Origin of the sequence: Paenarthrobacter sp. 2TAF44, assembly GCF_052114885.1 — a bacterium.
Classification (GTDB): Bacteria; Actinomycetota; Actinomycetes; order Actinomycetales; family Micrococcaceae; genus Arthrobacter.
This window is the reverse complement of the sequence record NZ_JBFRFP010000027.1, coordinates 55,140-69,838: the sequence shown is the minus strand read 5'-3', so window position 1 is coordinate 69,838 and position 14,699 is coordinate 55,140. Positions and strand designations below refer to the sequence as shown.

Below are 14,699 nucleotides of genomic sequence, written 5' to 3'. Positions count from 1 at the left end.
CACCTCGCGCGAGGTGGGCGGCCGCCGTCGTGACTTGCCTGGTGCTAGTTGGCCGGGTAGTTGCGCTCCGGCTCCCCTGTGTAGAGCTGCCGCGGGCGGCCGATCTTGGTCTGGGGATCGTTGATCATTTCGCGCCACTGGGCAATCCAGCCCGGGAGGCGGCCAATGGCGAAGAGGACGGTGAACATCTTCTCCGGGAAACCCATCGCCTTGTAGATCAGGCCAGTATAGAAGTCCACGTTCGGGTACAGCTTGCGCTGGATGAAGTAGTCATCAGCCAGGGCCTTCTCTTCAAGGCGCATCGCGATGTCCAGCAGTTCGTCGTTGCCGCCGAGCTTGCCCAGGACCTCGTGGGCCGTTGCCTTGATGATCTTGGCACGGGGATCGTAGTTCTTGTAGACACGGTGCCCGAAGCCCATGAGGCGGACGCCGTCTTCCTTGTTCTTGACCTTCTCCATGTAGTCCTCGGGCTTGATGCCGTCCGCCTGGATCTGGCGCAGCATCTTCAGCACGGCCTCATTGGCGCCGCCGTGTGCGGGGCCAAAGAGGGCGTTGATGCCGGCAGAAACTGACGCGAAGAGGTTTGCATTGGAGGAACCCACCAAGCGGACAGTGGAGGTGGAACAGTTCTGCTCGTGGTCAGCGTGCAGGATGAGCAGCAGGTCCAGGGCCTTGACCACAATCGGATCCAGCTCGTACTGCTCGGCCGGGAGGCCAAAGCTCAACCGCAGGAAGTTTTCCACGAGGTTCATGGAGTTGTCCGGGTAGAGCATCGGCTGGCCGATGGACTTCTTGTGGGCGTAAGCGGCAATAACGGGCAGTTTGGCCATGAGACGGATGGTGGAAACTTCCACGTGCTCCGCGTTGAAGGGATCCAGCGAGTCCTGGTAGAACGTGGACAACGCCGAAACGGCCGAGGAAAGCACCGGCATGGGGTGGGCGTCGCGGGGGAATCCGCCGAAGAAGCCCTTCAGTTCCTCATGCAGGAGCGTGTGGTGCCGGATCCGCTGATCGAAGGCTTCCAGCTCCGTGGGAGTGGGAAGGTTGCCGTAGATGAGCAGGTAGGAAACTTCAAGGAAGCTCGAGTGCTGGGCGAGTTGCTCGATCGGGTACCCGCGGTACCGCAGGATGCCTGCGTCGCCGTCGATGTACGTTATAGCCGAGGTGGTGGCCGCTGTGTTCATGAAGCCGGGGTCATAGGCAACGGCGCCCGTCTGCTTCAGCAGCTTGGAAACGTCATAACCTTCGTTTCCTTCTACAACCTGGATGCGCGGCAGTTCAAGTTCGCCGCCGGCATGGCGCAGTGTCGCGCTGGTGGTCTCAGTCATGGAGTCCCCTTCATGAGGCCTCTGGGCCTCTATAGAACGCTTGTCCAACCAACTTCTGGTGACGCCGTCTTCGGCCCCACTGTTGCAGGGCTCCAACGACCGCAGTGCTTTCTTATTGAAGGCCACCATTGATAGTCAGTTAAAAAGCTACCGCCAGTAACCCTCCGGAACTAATCCGTTCCGTCCGGTTACTGGCGGAATGACGCGACTTGTGGCACAAGTCACAGCATTGTTATGACCCTGAGCTTAACCTCTCCACGGCCGCGTCAATGCGTTCATCGCTGCCCGTCAGTGCCACCCGGATGAAGCCATTGCCGGCATCACCGTAGAAAACACCGGGTCCTACGACGATCCCCAGCTCAGCGAACCGGGCAACCGTGTCCCACGTAGCTTCACCGGCGGTAGACCATAGATAAAGGCCGGCGTTGGAGTCATGGATCTGCAATCCGAACTTCTCAAGTGCCGGGACGATTCTCTCGCGCCGCCCGCGGTAGAGGTCCTTTTGGGCAAGCACGTGGTTCGAATCGCCCAAAGCGACGCGCATCGCCTCTTGCACCGGGTAGGGCACGATCATTCCCGCGTGCTTCCGGCTGTTAACAAGGTTGGCCATAATCGCGGAATCGCCAGCTACGAAAGCAGCCCGATAGCCAGCGAGGTTGGACTGCTTGCTCAGGGAATAGACGCAAAGGAGGCCATCCGTGGAACCACCGGAAACCCGCGGGTCCAGGATGCTCGGGACAGCTTCTCCCCCACGCTGGACATCCCACTCACCCCAGCCAAGCTCGGCGTAGCATTCGTCGGAGGCCACTACGGCGCCGATTTCGCGCGCCTGGTTGACGATCTGTTGTAGAGATTCCACGCTCCGGACACTGCCCGTGGGATTGCCCGGCGAGTTGATCCAGACCAAGCGAACCCTTGCACGAGTAGCGGCATCCAGTTCGTCCAGGCTATCCGCCGCTACGGCGGTAGCTCCCGCCAGCATCGCGCCGATGTCGTACGTGGGGTAGGCAACGGTAGGCCTGACTACGATGTCCCCGTTGCCAAGGCCCAGCAGGAAAGGCAACCAGGCGACGAGCTCCTTGGAGCCCACCGTGGGCATAACGTCCTTTGGATCCAGATTGGGGACTCCGCGGCGGGTCGCAAACCAGTCCACGACGGCCTGCCTCAAGGCTTGGGTGCCATGCACAGTCGGGTAGCCGTGGGCGTCCGACGCCGCAGCCAATGCGTCGCGGATCAGCCCTGGAGTGGGATCAACCGGGGTTCCGATCGAGAGGTTAACGGCACCCCCGGGATGTTTGGCGGCTGTGGCCACATACGGTGCCATGGCCTCCCACGGGTAGTCGGGCAGGTTAAGGCCAAAGGCCGGTGCCGCGGAAATCAAGGAAGCAACCGCCCTTAGTGGTCTTGGTTCTGCGGGGGCAGTGCGGCAATGAACGGGTGGTCCTTGCCGGTGTTGCCGATCTTCGCAGCGCCGCCCGGGGAGCCAAGATCGTCAAAGAATTCGACGTTGGCCTTGTAGTAGTCAGCCCACTCTTCCGGAGTGTCATCCTCATAGTAGATGGCCTCAACAGGGCATACGGGTTCGCAAGCACCACAGTCAACGCATTCATCCGGGTGGATGTAGAGGGAACGCTCACCTTCGTAAATGCAGTCAACAGGGCATTCTTCGATACATGCCTTGTCCTTGACATCTACACACGGCTGCGCGATTACGTACGTCACGTCCCAGACCTCTCCACGGTTTGTCCCGGCCAATAGCCGGGGTAATACGGCCGGCAGCATGCCGGACACTCAACTTCTGACCCTATTATCCAACAGTGCTATGACGCCAACCTAGCCCGCGTCTTAGTATGAAACGGTGACTCCCCCGCATTTGCCACCTCGACAATTTCTGCTCAAAGCCCAGCCGGGCATTCGGGTGGTAGTCCGCTACAGGATCCAAGACGGCCTGACCGATGCGCTGGGGTATCTGCTGACCACCACAGAAAGCAGCTGCACCGTACGAACGCGAACGTCCGACGTCGAAATTCCACTTGCGCTGGTCATCGCAGCGAAAGAAGTTCCCCCACCACCGTCCCGGCGCCAGTAGTGGTGGCAGCTGTGCGCGGGACACTACCTACTGAACAGCTGTCCGCCATCGCTTCACCATACGGCTGGCAACAACAAGCATGATCAACGTGACTGCAGCTATGCCATAAACCCAGATGTTGCCCGCGGCGTCCCCTAGCAACAACTGTTTGTCGCGTCCCCCTGACGACAATGCACCGACGGTGGCATAAACCACCACGCCTGCTACCGCCGTCGGGATAACTGAACCCGACCAAGCTGCCAGCCACAACTGCACCGACGCGAGCAGCAACAGCGCGGCGCAGACGCCCCACGGGACGTCGACGCCGGAGATCACCATGGTCTGCCGGTGGAGTGCCGTTCCTGCCGCAGCAACCAAAAGAGCCGCCAGCACGGCCGCGGCGATGCCACGGGCCATACTGGCGACTCCCTTGTTCATTCTGCTGTTCCAGCCGGGTTCAACCGGGCCGGACTAGGCCTTTGCGCGGGCGCGGTTGGCCTTGGCGCGCTCGTTGGAATCGAGGATGAGCTTGCGGATACGGATATCCTCCGGCGTCACCTCAACGCACTCGTCTTCACGTGCGAATTCGAGGGACTCTTCGAGCGTCAGGTCGCGCGGCGGCGTCAGGTTCTCGAAGGTGTCCGAGGAAGCTGCACGCATGTTGGTGAGCTTCTTTTCCTTGGTGATGTTGACGTCCATGTCGTCGGCGCGTGAGTTCTCGCCCACGATCATGCCTTCGTAAACCTCGGAGGTGGGCTTCACGAAGAAGGAACCGCGCTCCTGCAGGTTGATCATGGCGAACGGTGTCACGACACCGGCGCGGTCGGCAACCATCGAACCGTTGGTGCGGTATTCGATGGGACCGGCCCACGGCTCGTAGCCTTCGGAGATGGAAGCCGCGATACCGGCACCACGGGTGTCGGTGAGGAACTTGGTGCGGAAGCCGATGAGGCCACGGGCAGGAACGATGAATTCCATGCGGCACCAGCCAGTGCCGTGGTTGGCCATGTTGGTCATGCGGCCCTTGCGGGCGGCCATGAGCTGCGTTACGGCACCGAGGTACTCTTCGGGGACGTCGATGGTCATGTGTTCCATCGGCTCGTGGATCTTGCCGTCGATGGTCTTGGTGACTACCTGCGGCTTGCCAACGGTCAGCTCGAAGCCTTCGCGACGCATCTGCTCAACGAGGATTGCCAGGGCGAGCTCGCCACGGCCCTGTACTTCCCAAGCGTCCGGACGCTCGGTGGGCAGAACCTTGATGGAGACGTTACCGATCAGTTCCTTGTCCAGGCGGTCCTTCACCTGGCGGGCGGTGACCTTGGCTCCCTTGACCCTGCCGGCCAGCGGCGAGGTGTTGATACCGATGGTCATGGAGATCGCGGGGTCATCCACGGTGATCAATGGCAACGGCTGCGGGTTCTCGGCGTCCGTAAGGGTTTCACCGATGGTGATTTCCTCGATACCTGCAACGGCAACGATTTCACCCGGCCCGGCCGACTCGGTAGGAACGCGGGTCAGTGCCTTGGTGGCCAGGAGTTCAGTGATCTTGACGTTCTTGAGTTCACCGTTGGCACGGGCCCAGGCAACCGTCTGGCCCTTGCGGAGCGTGCCGTTGTAGATGCGGAGCAGGGCGAGGCGGCCAAGGAACGGCGAAGCGTCCAGGTTGGTCACGTGCGCTTGAAGCACGCCATCCGGGTTGTAGGTGGGAGCGGGGATGTGCTCGATGATGGTCTTGAAAAGGGGCTCAAGGTCCTCGTTGTCCGGGGCGGAGCCGTTGTCCGGCTGGTCCAGGGAGGCGCGGCCAACCTTGGCAGCAGCGTAGACGACCGGAACTTCCAGGACCTTGTCCAGGTCCAGGTCCGGAACTTCGTCAGCAAGGTCCGAAGCCAGGCCCAGGAGCAGGTCCATGGACTCGTGGACAACTTCATCGATGCGGGCGTCGGGACGGTCCGTCTTGTTGACCAGGAGGATCACCGGGAGGTGCGCAGCAAGGGCCTTGCGGAGCACGAAGCGGGTCTGGGGCAGCGGGCCTTCAGAGGAGTCGACCAGCAGGACAACGCCGTCGACCATGGAAAGACCGCGCTCAACCTCGCCACCGAAGTCGGCGTGGCCGGGGGTGTCGATGACGTTGATGGTGATGGTTTCGCCGTTGGACGACGGGCCGTTGTAGGCAACCGTGGTGTTCTTGGCGAGGATCGTGATGCCCTTTTCGCGCTCCAGGTCACCGGAGTCCATGACGCGGTCCTCAACCTCACCGTGGGAAGCGAAGGAGTTGGTCTGCTTGAGCATGGCGTCGACCAGGGTGGTCTTACCGTGGTCAACGTGTGCGACGATCGCGACGTTGCGCAGATCGCTCCGCGACGCAGTGTTGGTGATGGTTTCAGACATGCGTTTATGACTCGTTTCAGTGGTGAAGTCAGTTGTTTGTATCCGCGCGCATACCTGATCACGTGATCGGAACACACAACGAAAAAGACCCCGGGACACAGGGCACCTACAGCAAGTCTAAACGCAGTTGCATTTATCAGCCTAAAAAGCAAGCCATTTACCGTCCGATTGTGGCGTCCATCACAGCACATCACGCTTTAGTAACCGGCAGTCAAGATGCTGGATTTTCTGCTTCCAGTGCCCCATGATTGCTGCAGAACCAGTGCCACACGGAGACCAACGATGCGCAAAGCCTCGGCCGCGTTCCGCCTGCTCGCACCCTTGATCGCCGTTGGCGTTCTTGTGGTCGGCTGCGGACCAAACCAAGCAACCCCACAATTCACACCCTCGCGCTCAGCCGCGCCAGTTCCCGCGGAGACTTCAGCGGCGGACAAACCCCTTAGGGTGGCGCCTGCTCCGAGCCCCCTTGACCTGCCAGTGGGCTCCCTCTACAGGAATCCGGCGAACAACCGCGACGAAGTGGTCCTCGCCGATGTGCGCCACACCGCGGTGTTGATTGGCGATTCCCAGGCCATGCCGAAGGACTCATGGCCGCAAAGGGGAATCTCGGCGCTTGGGTACAAATTGCACGTCGTGGGCATGGGTGGCACGGGATTCGTAGCTTCCAACGGCAAGACAGGCAATTACATCGACGCGCTCCAGCGTGGGGACTGGCTGCTGCCTTACGGAGATCCGCCACTGATCGTGGTCCAGGGTGGTGGCAACGACGCCTCCCAAAAGGCCACTGACGCCCAGATCACGAGTAACGCCGACCGGCTCCTCGGTGCGCTCAAGAAGCGCTATCCGGGTGCCCGGCTGGCAATGATCGGGACGTTGGCACGCGGAGCCGACAACGGTGGCGGCCGCCGTTCCGAGGTGGACGCACTCCTTGGCCGGATCGCCGCCAAGCAAGCGATCCCGTTTGTCAGCGCGGGCGACTGGCTCACCCGCTACGATGCCGTTGCCGATCTCCAGGACGGCGTCCACCTCAAGCCATCCGGGCACGCGAAGTTGGGCAGCGTTCTGGCGCGCGAACTCACGGCACTTGGTCTGACGGCACACCCCGACACCGACCCGTCCGTTTCACCCGAATAGATGCCGTTGCGGGGCTTGCTTTGCGCCTTTTGCGGGTGATTTGGGATGCAGAGCAGGCCTAACAACGAGTGATTTAACGGCAAGAGCCGGCGGTTCCCTCTCGTGGGAGCCACCGGCTCTTGCTTTTGTCTCCTCGGCTGCTGTTGTCTCGTCAGCAGAGAGTACGACGTCGGTCAGGCCACCGCGGGCGGCAGCAGCAGCGAACCGCCAGGAATGGCATCCAACAGTGCCTGCGTGTAGGCCTCGCGCGGGTTGTCGAAGACATCGTCCGTGCTGCCCGTTTCTACGAGCTGGCCCTTTTCCATGACGCAGACGTGGTCGGCGATCTGGCGCACAACGGCGAGGTCGTGGGTAATGAACAAGTACGTCAGACCAAGGTTGTCCTGAAGGTCGGCGAGAAGGTTCAGCACCTGCGCCTGGACGAGTACGTCCAACGCGGAGACGGCCTCATCACAGATGATCACTTCCGGATCCAAGGCCAAGGCACGGGCAATCGCAATGCGTTGTCGCTGGCCACCTGAAAGCTCGTTCGGATACCTCTGCATCATGGACTGTGGCAAAGCCACCTGGTCCAACAGCTCGCGGACCTTCTTTTCGCGACTGGCCGCATTTCCGATCTTGTGCACCCGCAGAGGCTCTTCGATGGTCCGGAAGATGTTGTACATCGGATCCAGGGAGCCGTAAGGATCCTGGAAAATCGGCTGCACCCGCCGCCGGAACTTGAAGAGGTCCTTGCCTTTGAGTCCAGCAGTATCGACGCCGTCGAACACAATCTGGCCCTCGGTAGGCTTCTCAAGTTGGAGGACCATTTTGGCCACGGTGGATTTACCCGAACCCGACTCCCCCACAATCGCCGTAGTGGTTCCGCGCTTGACGTCGAAGCTGATGTCGTCCACTGCAGCGAAGTCTGAGGTCTGGCCCAGGCCCTGCCGGAGCTTGTAGATCTTGCGCAGGTTTCGGATCTGCAGGACCTCGTCGGTTGCGTGCTTCTTAATTGCCGCGACAGGCGCCAAGAGGTCGCTGGCTTCCACGCCCAGCTCCTTCGCCACCTGAATGCGCCGGGAGGCGAGCGAGGGCGCCGATTCCACGAGTCGCTTTGTGTAGGGGTGCTGCGGGTTCTGCAGCAGTTCCAGTGAAGGACCCGCCTCCACAACGTTGCCCTGGTACATAACCACTACCTTGTCCGCGCGCTCGGCAGCAAGGCCGAGGTCGTGGGTGATGAGCAGCACCGATGTACCGAGCTCCGTAGTCATTTTGTCCAAGTGATCCAGGATCTTGCGCTGGACGGTGACGTCCAATGCAGACGTAGGCTCATCCGCGATCAGGAGCTTGGGCTGGCAACTCAGACCGATAGCGATAAGAGCCCGCTGGCGCATACCGCCGGAGAACTCGTGCGGATACTGCTTGGCTCGCCGCGCAGCATCGGGAAGACCCGCCTCCGCCAAAACCCGGGCAACGTCTTCGGGCCCGTCCGGACGACCATTGGCCTTGAGGGTCTCGCGAACCTGGTAGCCGATCTTCCACACGGGATTGAGGTTGGACATCGGGTCCTGGGGAACCATACCGATATGGCTGCCGCGGAGTTCAATCATGCGTCGTTCCGGCGCATGCGAGATGTCCTCGCCGTCCAGCAGAATCTGCCCACCTGAGACGCGTCCATTGTTCGGCAACAAGCCGATGGCAGCCAGGGCCGTCGTCGACTTTCCTGAACCGGACTCCCCCACGATCGCGACGGTTTCGCCGGGCATGATGGTCAAGTGGGCGTTTTTGACGGCCTTCACTTCACCCGAGCCGGTCTTGAAGGTGATGGCCAGATCCTTGACTTCCAGGATTGGCCGTACCTGTGAGGTGACTTCGTTGATTCGTACGTTGGCAGAAGCCATGTTCGCCTCCTTAGCGCTGACGGCTCTTGGGATCAAGAGCATCGCGAACGGCGTCGCCAAGCATGATGAAGCTCAGGACGGTGATGGACAGGGCGGCTGCCGGATAGAGCAGGATTCCGGGGTTGGTTCGAATAGAGGCATTGGCCGCTGAAATATCGTTACCCCACGACATCACGCTGGTAGGCAGGCCCACGCCAAGGAAGGACAATGTCGCTTCCAGGACGATGAACACGCCAAGTTCCAGCGTGGCCAGAACAATTACCGGAGCCAGGGCATTTGGCAAGGCGTGCTTGACCAACGCCCCAAACTTGGAAACACCAAGAGACCGGGCCGCTGTAACGAAGTCCGCGTTGCGCACCTCAATCACTGCGCCTCTGGTAATACGGGCCATTTGCGGCCAGGCCAGCAAGGATATCGTCAGGACGACCGTCCAAACGCTCCTGTTCTCGCGGAACAGCGGCAACTGAGTGATGACCAGGGCGCCGAGGATGATCGGCAAGGCAAAGAAAATGTCACCCAGACGGGCCAGGACAGCATCCAGCCAACCGCCATAGTAGCCAGCCAAAGCACCGAGCGTGACACCAATGATGATTACGGCAAGGACGGACAGGATGCCGACAGACAACGAAGCTTGTGTGCCATGGACAACCCGGGAATAGACGTCACAGCCTTGCAGGGTGAAACCTAGCGGGTGTCCTGAAGTTGGGCCCGCCTCAGAGTTGGCCAACTGGCAGTCGTTGTTTGGCGCCACGCTGGTAAACAGCCCTGGGAAGAGGGCAACCGTCAGCAACAACAGGATCAGCAGCGAGGAGACGATGAACATGGGACGGCGGCGCAGCTTTCGCCACGCATCGGCCCATAGGCTCAGGGGCGCCTGATCCGTCTTGACGGCATCAGTGGCCAGCAGCGGGGTTTCATCGACAGGGGCAACGAAGTGTTCGGTATTACTGGTCATAGCGGATCCTCGGGTCAAGCCAGGCGTACAGGAGGTCAACCAAGAGGTTGGTCACGACGAAAACCAAGACCAGGACACTCACGATCGCAACAATGGTGGGACCCTCGCTGCGCTGAATGGCTTGGAAGAGTTTGTTCCCAACTCCGGGGACGTTGAAGATGCCTTCGGTGACGATGGCCCCTCCCATCAGGCCACCCAGGTTTGCGCCCAGATAGGTCACAACAGGGATCAGCGAGTTCCTCAGAATATGGGCCATGATCACACGCGGACGCGAAAGGCCTTTGGCCGTGGCAGTACGCACGTAGTCTGCGTTCATGTTCTCGCTGACAGACGCCCTGGTGAGGCGAAGGACATACGCGAAGGAGACGAGCCCCAAAACCACTGCCGGAAGTATCAGGTTTCCCCAGTCAGCATTGGCACCCACGGTAGGTTTGGCCCAACCGAGTTGAACACCAAAAATGAGCTGGAAAACGAAGCCCAGGACGAAGGTGGGAACGGCAATCACGACCAGCGACATAATGAGCACGGTGGAGTCGAAGAGTTTGCCTTTGCGAAGCCCAGCGAAGACGCCAAAAGCAATGCCAAAGACGGCCTGGATGATGAGCGCTTCAACGGCGAGCATCGCGGTAACCGGGAATGCCCTTGCCAGAGCGGCTGAGATGGGTTGCTGGGTGAAGTCGACACCGAGGTTGAAGGTGAACAGGTTCTTCAGGAAGATCCCGTACTGGACCCAGAACGGCTGGTCCAGGTTGTATTGGGCGCGAAGCGCGTCAATAACGCTCTGCGGCGGCTGGCGCTCACCGAACAGGGCGGCGATGGGGTCCCCCGGAAGGGCGAACACCATGTAGTAGACAAGGAGGGTGGTTCCAAGGAAAACGGGAATTACCTGAAGGAGCCTACGCAAGATATAGCGAACCACGGGTCACCCCTTTCCGCTTGATGGGCGTTGGTGTGTCATGTTTGCCTTCCTGCCGAAACAAGGCAATGGGGGCCCGGCTTTAAGGCCGGGCCCCCATGCCTCACGGCAAGGTCAGATCCTGGGGATTACTTGGCCTGGATGTTGTAGTAGAGGATTCCGCCATTCCAGCCAGTTTCAGCTGAGACAACGTTGTTGCTCCACACAATCGGGCGGTTCAAGTACCACAGCGGAAGGCCGGGGAGGTCCTGGAACAGGATCTCCTGTGCCTTGTTGAACTTGGTGTTGGCGTCCTCAGGCGTCTTGGCGGCAAGGCCTTCCTTGAGCAGCTTGTCGAACTCGGGGTTCGAGTACTTCTCGTAGTTCGACGATGCGTTGGTTGCCCAAACCGGTCCAAGGAAGTTGTAGAGCGACGGGTAGTCACCCTGCCAGCCAGCACGCGTCAGGCCCGGAAGGGACTGCGACTTGCGCAGGTCCAGGACTTCAGCAAACTTGGCGAATGGCTGGATTTCAGCATTGATACCGAGGTTGTTCTTGAAGCCGTTCGCAACGGCGTCGATCCATTCCTTGTTGCCACCATCGGTGTTGGAAGCGATCTGCAGCGGCTTTGAACCGTCATACGGCTTGATCTTCTCAGCTTGAGCCCAAAGATCCTTGGCTTTGGCAACGTCGAACTTCAGGACGTCACTGCCCGGGATGTGGTCGTTGTAGCCATCCAGAACGGGAGCCGTGAATTCGGTAGCCGGAGTACGCGTGCCGTTGAAGATCACCTTGGTGATCTCTTCACGGTTGATGGCGTGGGACAACGCCTGGCGGCGCAACTTGCCAGCTTCACCCTGGAAGTTCGGGTTGTAACCCGGGATGTTCAACGTGGAGTTGTTGGCGACCGGCTTGGTGGAGTTACGGTCTTGGAAGTCCGTCGTGTAGGTCTTCAGGGCATTGGACGGCAGGACGTCGGTGACGTCGAGGTTGTCAGCCTGGAGATCCGTGTATGCGGGGCCGGGATCGGTGTAGAACTTGAAGGTCACTCCACCGTTCTTCGCCGCACGGGGGCCGCTGTAGTCAGGGTTCTTGACGAGGGAGATGGACTGGTCATGGACCCATGCACCTTCCTTGGCGAACTTGTACGGTCCGTTGCCAATCGGGTTTTCGCCAAACTTCTTCGGGTCCTTCAGGGCCTCTGAAGGAAGCGGGTAGAAGGCGGAGTAGCCCAGGCGCAGTGACCAGTCAGCCTCAGGCTGGGCCAGCTTCACCGTAATCGTTTGATCGTCCTTGGCTGCCAACCCGGACATTGTCTGCGCGGTGGGGGCCGGAGTGGAAGTCTTCTTGCCATCAGCGCCTGTGGTCTGATTGACGGCGCTGACATCGGCGTAACCCTCGATGGACTCGAAGAAGAAGCCGTTGTTCTGGAGGTTGGTGCTCAGCGCCGCGAAGTTCCAGGAATCAACGAACGTCTTGGCTGTGATGGCCTCGCCGTTGGTGAACTTGGCTCCCGACTTGACCTTGATGGTCCAGTTCTGGGAATCGGAGGTATCGATCGACTCTGCCAGAGCATTGACAGGCTTGCCGCTGGGGTCGTAGGCACGAAGGCCTTCAAACAGCAGCTCGACGACGCGACCGCCATACACCTCGTTGGTGTTGGCCGGCAGCAGCGGATTCTGCGGTTCATTGCTGTATGCGGTGATGACCTTGTTGGGATCGGCTGCAGCAGAGCTGTTCGTGTTGCTGCCGGAGCCGCCGCCGCAACCGGTCACTGCGAGGGCGATTATCGCCGCTACGCCTAGAGCTTTGGAAGTGCGCGAGAAACGCATTCCGCCTCCTATGAGTCGTGGAGTTGATCAGGGGAAATTTGTGATGACCCCCAGGCGCAGACGCAGTTTTCCTACTGTGACGTTGCCTACATGTGTGTGTAAGCCTACCCACATTGTGTCCGGATGTTGGGACTCGCTGGCCAAACTGTAACCGTTCCGCAACCTCCAGATGCCTAAACTGGCGGGAATTTCAAGTCAAAAGCTACTGGGTGGTAATATTCGCTGTCTGACAGCAGGACAAGCCTGTTTTTGGGCAAAAAAAACCCCGGTTGAGGCTGAAGGCTCAGCCGAACCGGGGTTCGTGGGCGAGTCGAGCGTCTAGTGCAAACCCGCCGACTGTTCAGGCTGCAGTACGCGGGCCAGGCATTGCGAACGAGGAGGAACTCCACGGGTCACCGCATTTAGAATTCGATCCGGCTGACCAGGTCCAAACACTTTCCGCAACCAGCGGTAGAGCCAGCATTGTTCCCTACCCGATCAGGTAGACCATGCCGCGGCCCGCGTCCGCGAGATTGGTGACGAAAACCCGCGCCCGTCGAAGATAGCCAACGGAATACTGGACGTCCGAGGCCCTATCGATGTGCGGCGAAACCGGCAGCCGCAGACTTAACTCAGCCTCAGAGATAATGTTCAAGTCCTGAGCAATAGCCACCACATCGGACGGAGTCAGTGCCTGCACCCACGGCTCCCAACCGTCGTCATGCATAGTCACACTTCCTTCAAACATACGAAACGCAGGTCTCGCCACCACTACAGACCCCAAAGGGGCAGTGAAGGCCTGCAGTTGCCGCCACGCCTTGTCCAGGTAGAGCATGTCGCGCTCAGGCACCGATTGCTCGAAGGTGGTACTACTGACCCCAGCCCCCGGTTCAAGACCCCAAGCATCAGCTAACGGATCCGCCGACAAGACACTGGACGGGTCGGACAGCACCTGGTCAGTGATGGCGCCGTCGAAGGCGTATGCGTAGTATCTGATTCCCATTCTCCAAGTATCGCCAGGGCGCCGCCTGCAACGAGCAGGCCCGTGGCGTTATGTGGACAACTCGTGAAATACCCATGTTATCGGCGTGTTGAAGTGGATCGGGCACAATGGGTAGCCCGCTTGGCTGCCCTAGACGTTGAAGCGGAACTCCACCACGTCGCCGTCGGCCATGACGTACTCTTTGCCTTCGATGCGGACCTTGCCGCGGGACTTTGCCTCAGCCATGGAACCGGCGTCGATGAGGTCCTCGAACGAGACAACCTCAGCCTTGATGAAGCCGCGCTGGAAGTCGGAGTGGATCACGCCGGCGGCCTGGGGTGCGGTGTCGCCCTGGCGAATGGTCCAGGCCCGGGTTTCCTTGGGGCCAGCCGTGAGGTACGTCTGCAGGCCGAGGGTGTGGAAACCAACGCGTGCCAACTGGTCAAGGCCGGATTCGCTCTGGCCGTTCATTTCCAGCATTTCGCGGGCTTCTTCCTCGTCCAGTTCAACGAGGTCGGATTCGAGTTTGGCGTCGAGGAATACGGCATCTGCGGGAGCGACGAGGGCACGCAACTCGTCCTGCTTTTCCTGGTCACCGAGAATGCCTTCATCGGCGTTGAAGACGTAGATAAAGGGCTTTGCAGTGAGAAGTCCGAGCTCCTTGAGGTGGCCCATCTCCAACTTGTCGCTCTTAATCGAAGAGAAGATGGTGTCGCCGCGTTCCAGCACAGCCTGGGCAGCCTTAATGGCAGCGAGTTCCGCAGCATCGCGCTTCTTGATCTTGACTTCTTTTTCGATACGCGGGATCGCGTTTTCGATGGTCTGGAGGTCTGCCAGGATCAGCTCGGTATTGATGGTCTCCATGTCGGAGCGCGGATCAACCTTGCCGTCGACGTGGATGACATCAGGATCGTCAAATACCCGAACAACCTGAGCGATGGCCTCTGCCTCGCGGATGTTGGCCAGGAACTTATTGCCCAGGCCTTCGCCCTCGGACGCACCCTTCACGATGCCGGCGATGTCCACAAAGGACACAGGAGCGGGAAGCAACTTCTGGGAACCGAAGATCTCCGCCAGCTTGGCCAGACGGGGATCCGGCAGGCTAACGACACCGACGTTCGGTTCGATCGTTGCGAAGGGATAGTTCGCAGCAAGCACCTGGTTGCGGGTCAGTGCGTTGAAAAGAGTTGATTTGCCGACGTTGGGCAGTCCGACGATGCCAATAGTAAGAGCCACGAGCATTTATTCTACCCGT

At 60.1% G+C, this 14,699-nt stretch carries 13 protein-coding genes; 2 read left to right on the top strand and 11 right to left on the bottom strand.

Annotation, left to right across the window (positions count from 1 at the left end; translation table 11 throughout):
- Positions 1–44: 44 nt before the first annotated feature.
- From AB4Z15_RS21170 to fdxA, 3 genes are all read right to left on the bottom strand, one after another.
- Entirely contained in the window at positions 45–1,328 is a 1,284-nt protein-coding gene (locus AB4Z15_RS21170; protein WP_442018824.1) for a citrate synthase, read from the bottom strand.
- Between the two features lie 232 nt (positions 1,329–1,560).
- Positions 1,561–2,709, bottom strand: a complete 1,149-nt coding sequence (dapC, locus tag AB4Z15_RS21165; protein ID WP_442018823.1) for a succinyldiaminopimelate transaminase — start codon at positions 2,707–2,709, stop codon at positions 1,561–1,563.
- Positions 2,710–2,723: 14 nt separating this feature from the next.
- Positions 2,724–3,050, bottom strand: coding sequence for a ferredoxin (gene fdxA, locus AB4Z15_RS21160; RefSeq protein WP_018776555.1), 327 nt, complete (start codon positions 3,048–3,050; stop codon positions 2,724–2,726).
- A gap of 136 nt (positions 3,051–3,186) precedes the next feature.
- On the opposite strand from fdxA, the gene AB4Z15_RS21155 reads away from it, so the two are divergent.
- Positions 3,187–3,417, top strand: a complete 231-nt coding sequence (locus tag AB4Z15_RS21155) for a putative acetyltransferase (RefSeq protein WP_442018822.1) — start codon at positions 3,187–3,189, stop codon at positions 3,415–3,417.
- A 27-nt stretch (positions 3,418–3,444) separates the two neighbouring features.
- Here AB4Z15_RS21155 and AB4Z15_RS21150 read toward each other — a convergent pair whose 3' ends face one another.
- Positions 3,445–3,834: a hypothetical protein gene (locus AB4Z15_RS21150; protein WP_442003682.1), complete on the bottom strand. Its 390-nt coding sequence runs from the start codon at positions 3,832–3,834 to the stop codon at positions 3,445–3,447.
- A 33-nt stretch (positions 3,835–3,867) separates the two neighbouring features.
- Positions 3,868–5,784 carry a translational GTPase TypA gene (typA, locus tag AB4Z15_RS21145; RefSeq protein ID WP_442018821.1) on the bottom strand — a complete coding sequence of 639 codons (1,917 nt, stop codon included), beginning with the start codon at positions 5,782–5,784 and terminating at the stop codon, positions 3,868–3,870.
- 282 nt (positions 5,785–6,066) lie between these two features.
- Between typA and AB4Z15_RS21140 the strand changes: the two genes are divergently transcribed.
- A complete protein-coding gene (locus AB4Z15_RS21140; protein ID WP_442018820.1) occupies positions 6,067–6,918 on the top strand; it encodes an SGNH/GDSL hydrolase family protein in 852 nt (283 codons plus the stop codon).
- A gap of 173 nt (positions 6,919–7,091) precedes the next feature.
- Here the strand turns inward: AB4Z15_RS21140 and AB4Z15_RS21135 are convergent, their stop codons facing one another.
- From AB4Z15_RS21135 to ychF, 6 genes are all read right to left on the bottom strand, one after another.
- The gene (locus AB4Z15_RS21135) at positions 7,092–8,801 is read right to left on the bottom strand and encodes a dipeptide ABC transporter ATP-binding protein (protein ID WP_442018819.1); all 1,710 of its coding nucleotides are present in this window, start codon (positions 8,799–8,801) and stop codon (positions 7,092–7,094) included.
- A gap of 10 nt (positions 8,802–8,811) precedes the next feature.
- The gene (locus tag AB4Z15_RS21130; protein ID WP_442003678.1) at positions 8,812–9,756 is read right to left on the bottom strand and encodes an ABC transporter permease; all 945 of its coding nucleotides are present in this window, start codon (positions 9,754–9,756) and stop codon (positions 8,812–8,814) included.
- Positions 9,746–10,675 (bottom strand): ABC transporter permease, encoded by a 930-nt coding sequence (locus AB4Z15_RS21125; RefSeq protein WP_442018818.1) that lies wholly within the window; start codon positions 10,673–10,675, stop codon positions 9,746–9,748. Before AB4Z15_RS21125 ends, AB4Z15_RS21130 begins: the two co-directional genes overlap by 11 nt.
- Positions 10,676–10,800: 125 nt before the next feature.
- On the bottom strand, positions 10,801–12,483 hold the full coding sequence (locus AB4Z15_RS21120; RefSeq protein WP_442018817.1) for a peptide ABC transporter substrate-binding protein: 1,683 nt from the start codon (positions 12,481–12,483) through the stop codon (positions 10,801–10,803).
- Positions 12,484–12,952: 469 nt separating this feature from the next.
- Positions 12,953–13,465: a hypothetical protein gene (locus AB4Z15_RS21115; protein WP_442018816.1), complete on the bottom strand. Its 513-nt coding sequence runs from the start codon at positions 13,463–13,465 to the stop codon at positions 12,953–12,955.
- A gap of 129 nt (positions 13,466–13,594) precedes the next feature.
- The gene (gene ychF, locus AB4Z15_RS21110) at positions 13,595–14,680 is read right to left on the bottom strand and encodes a redox-regulated ATPase YchF (RefSeq protein ID WP_442018815.1); all 1,086 of its coding nucleotides are present in this window, start codon (positions 14,678–14,680) and stop codon (positions 13,595–13,597) included.
- Positions 14,681–14,699: the final 19 nt, after the last annotated feature.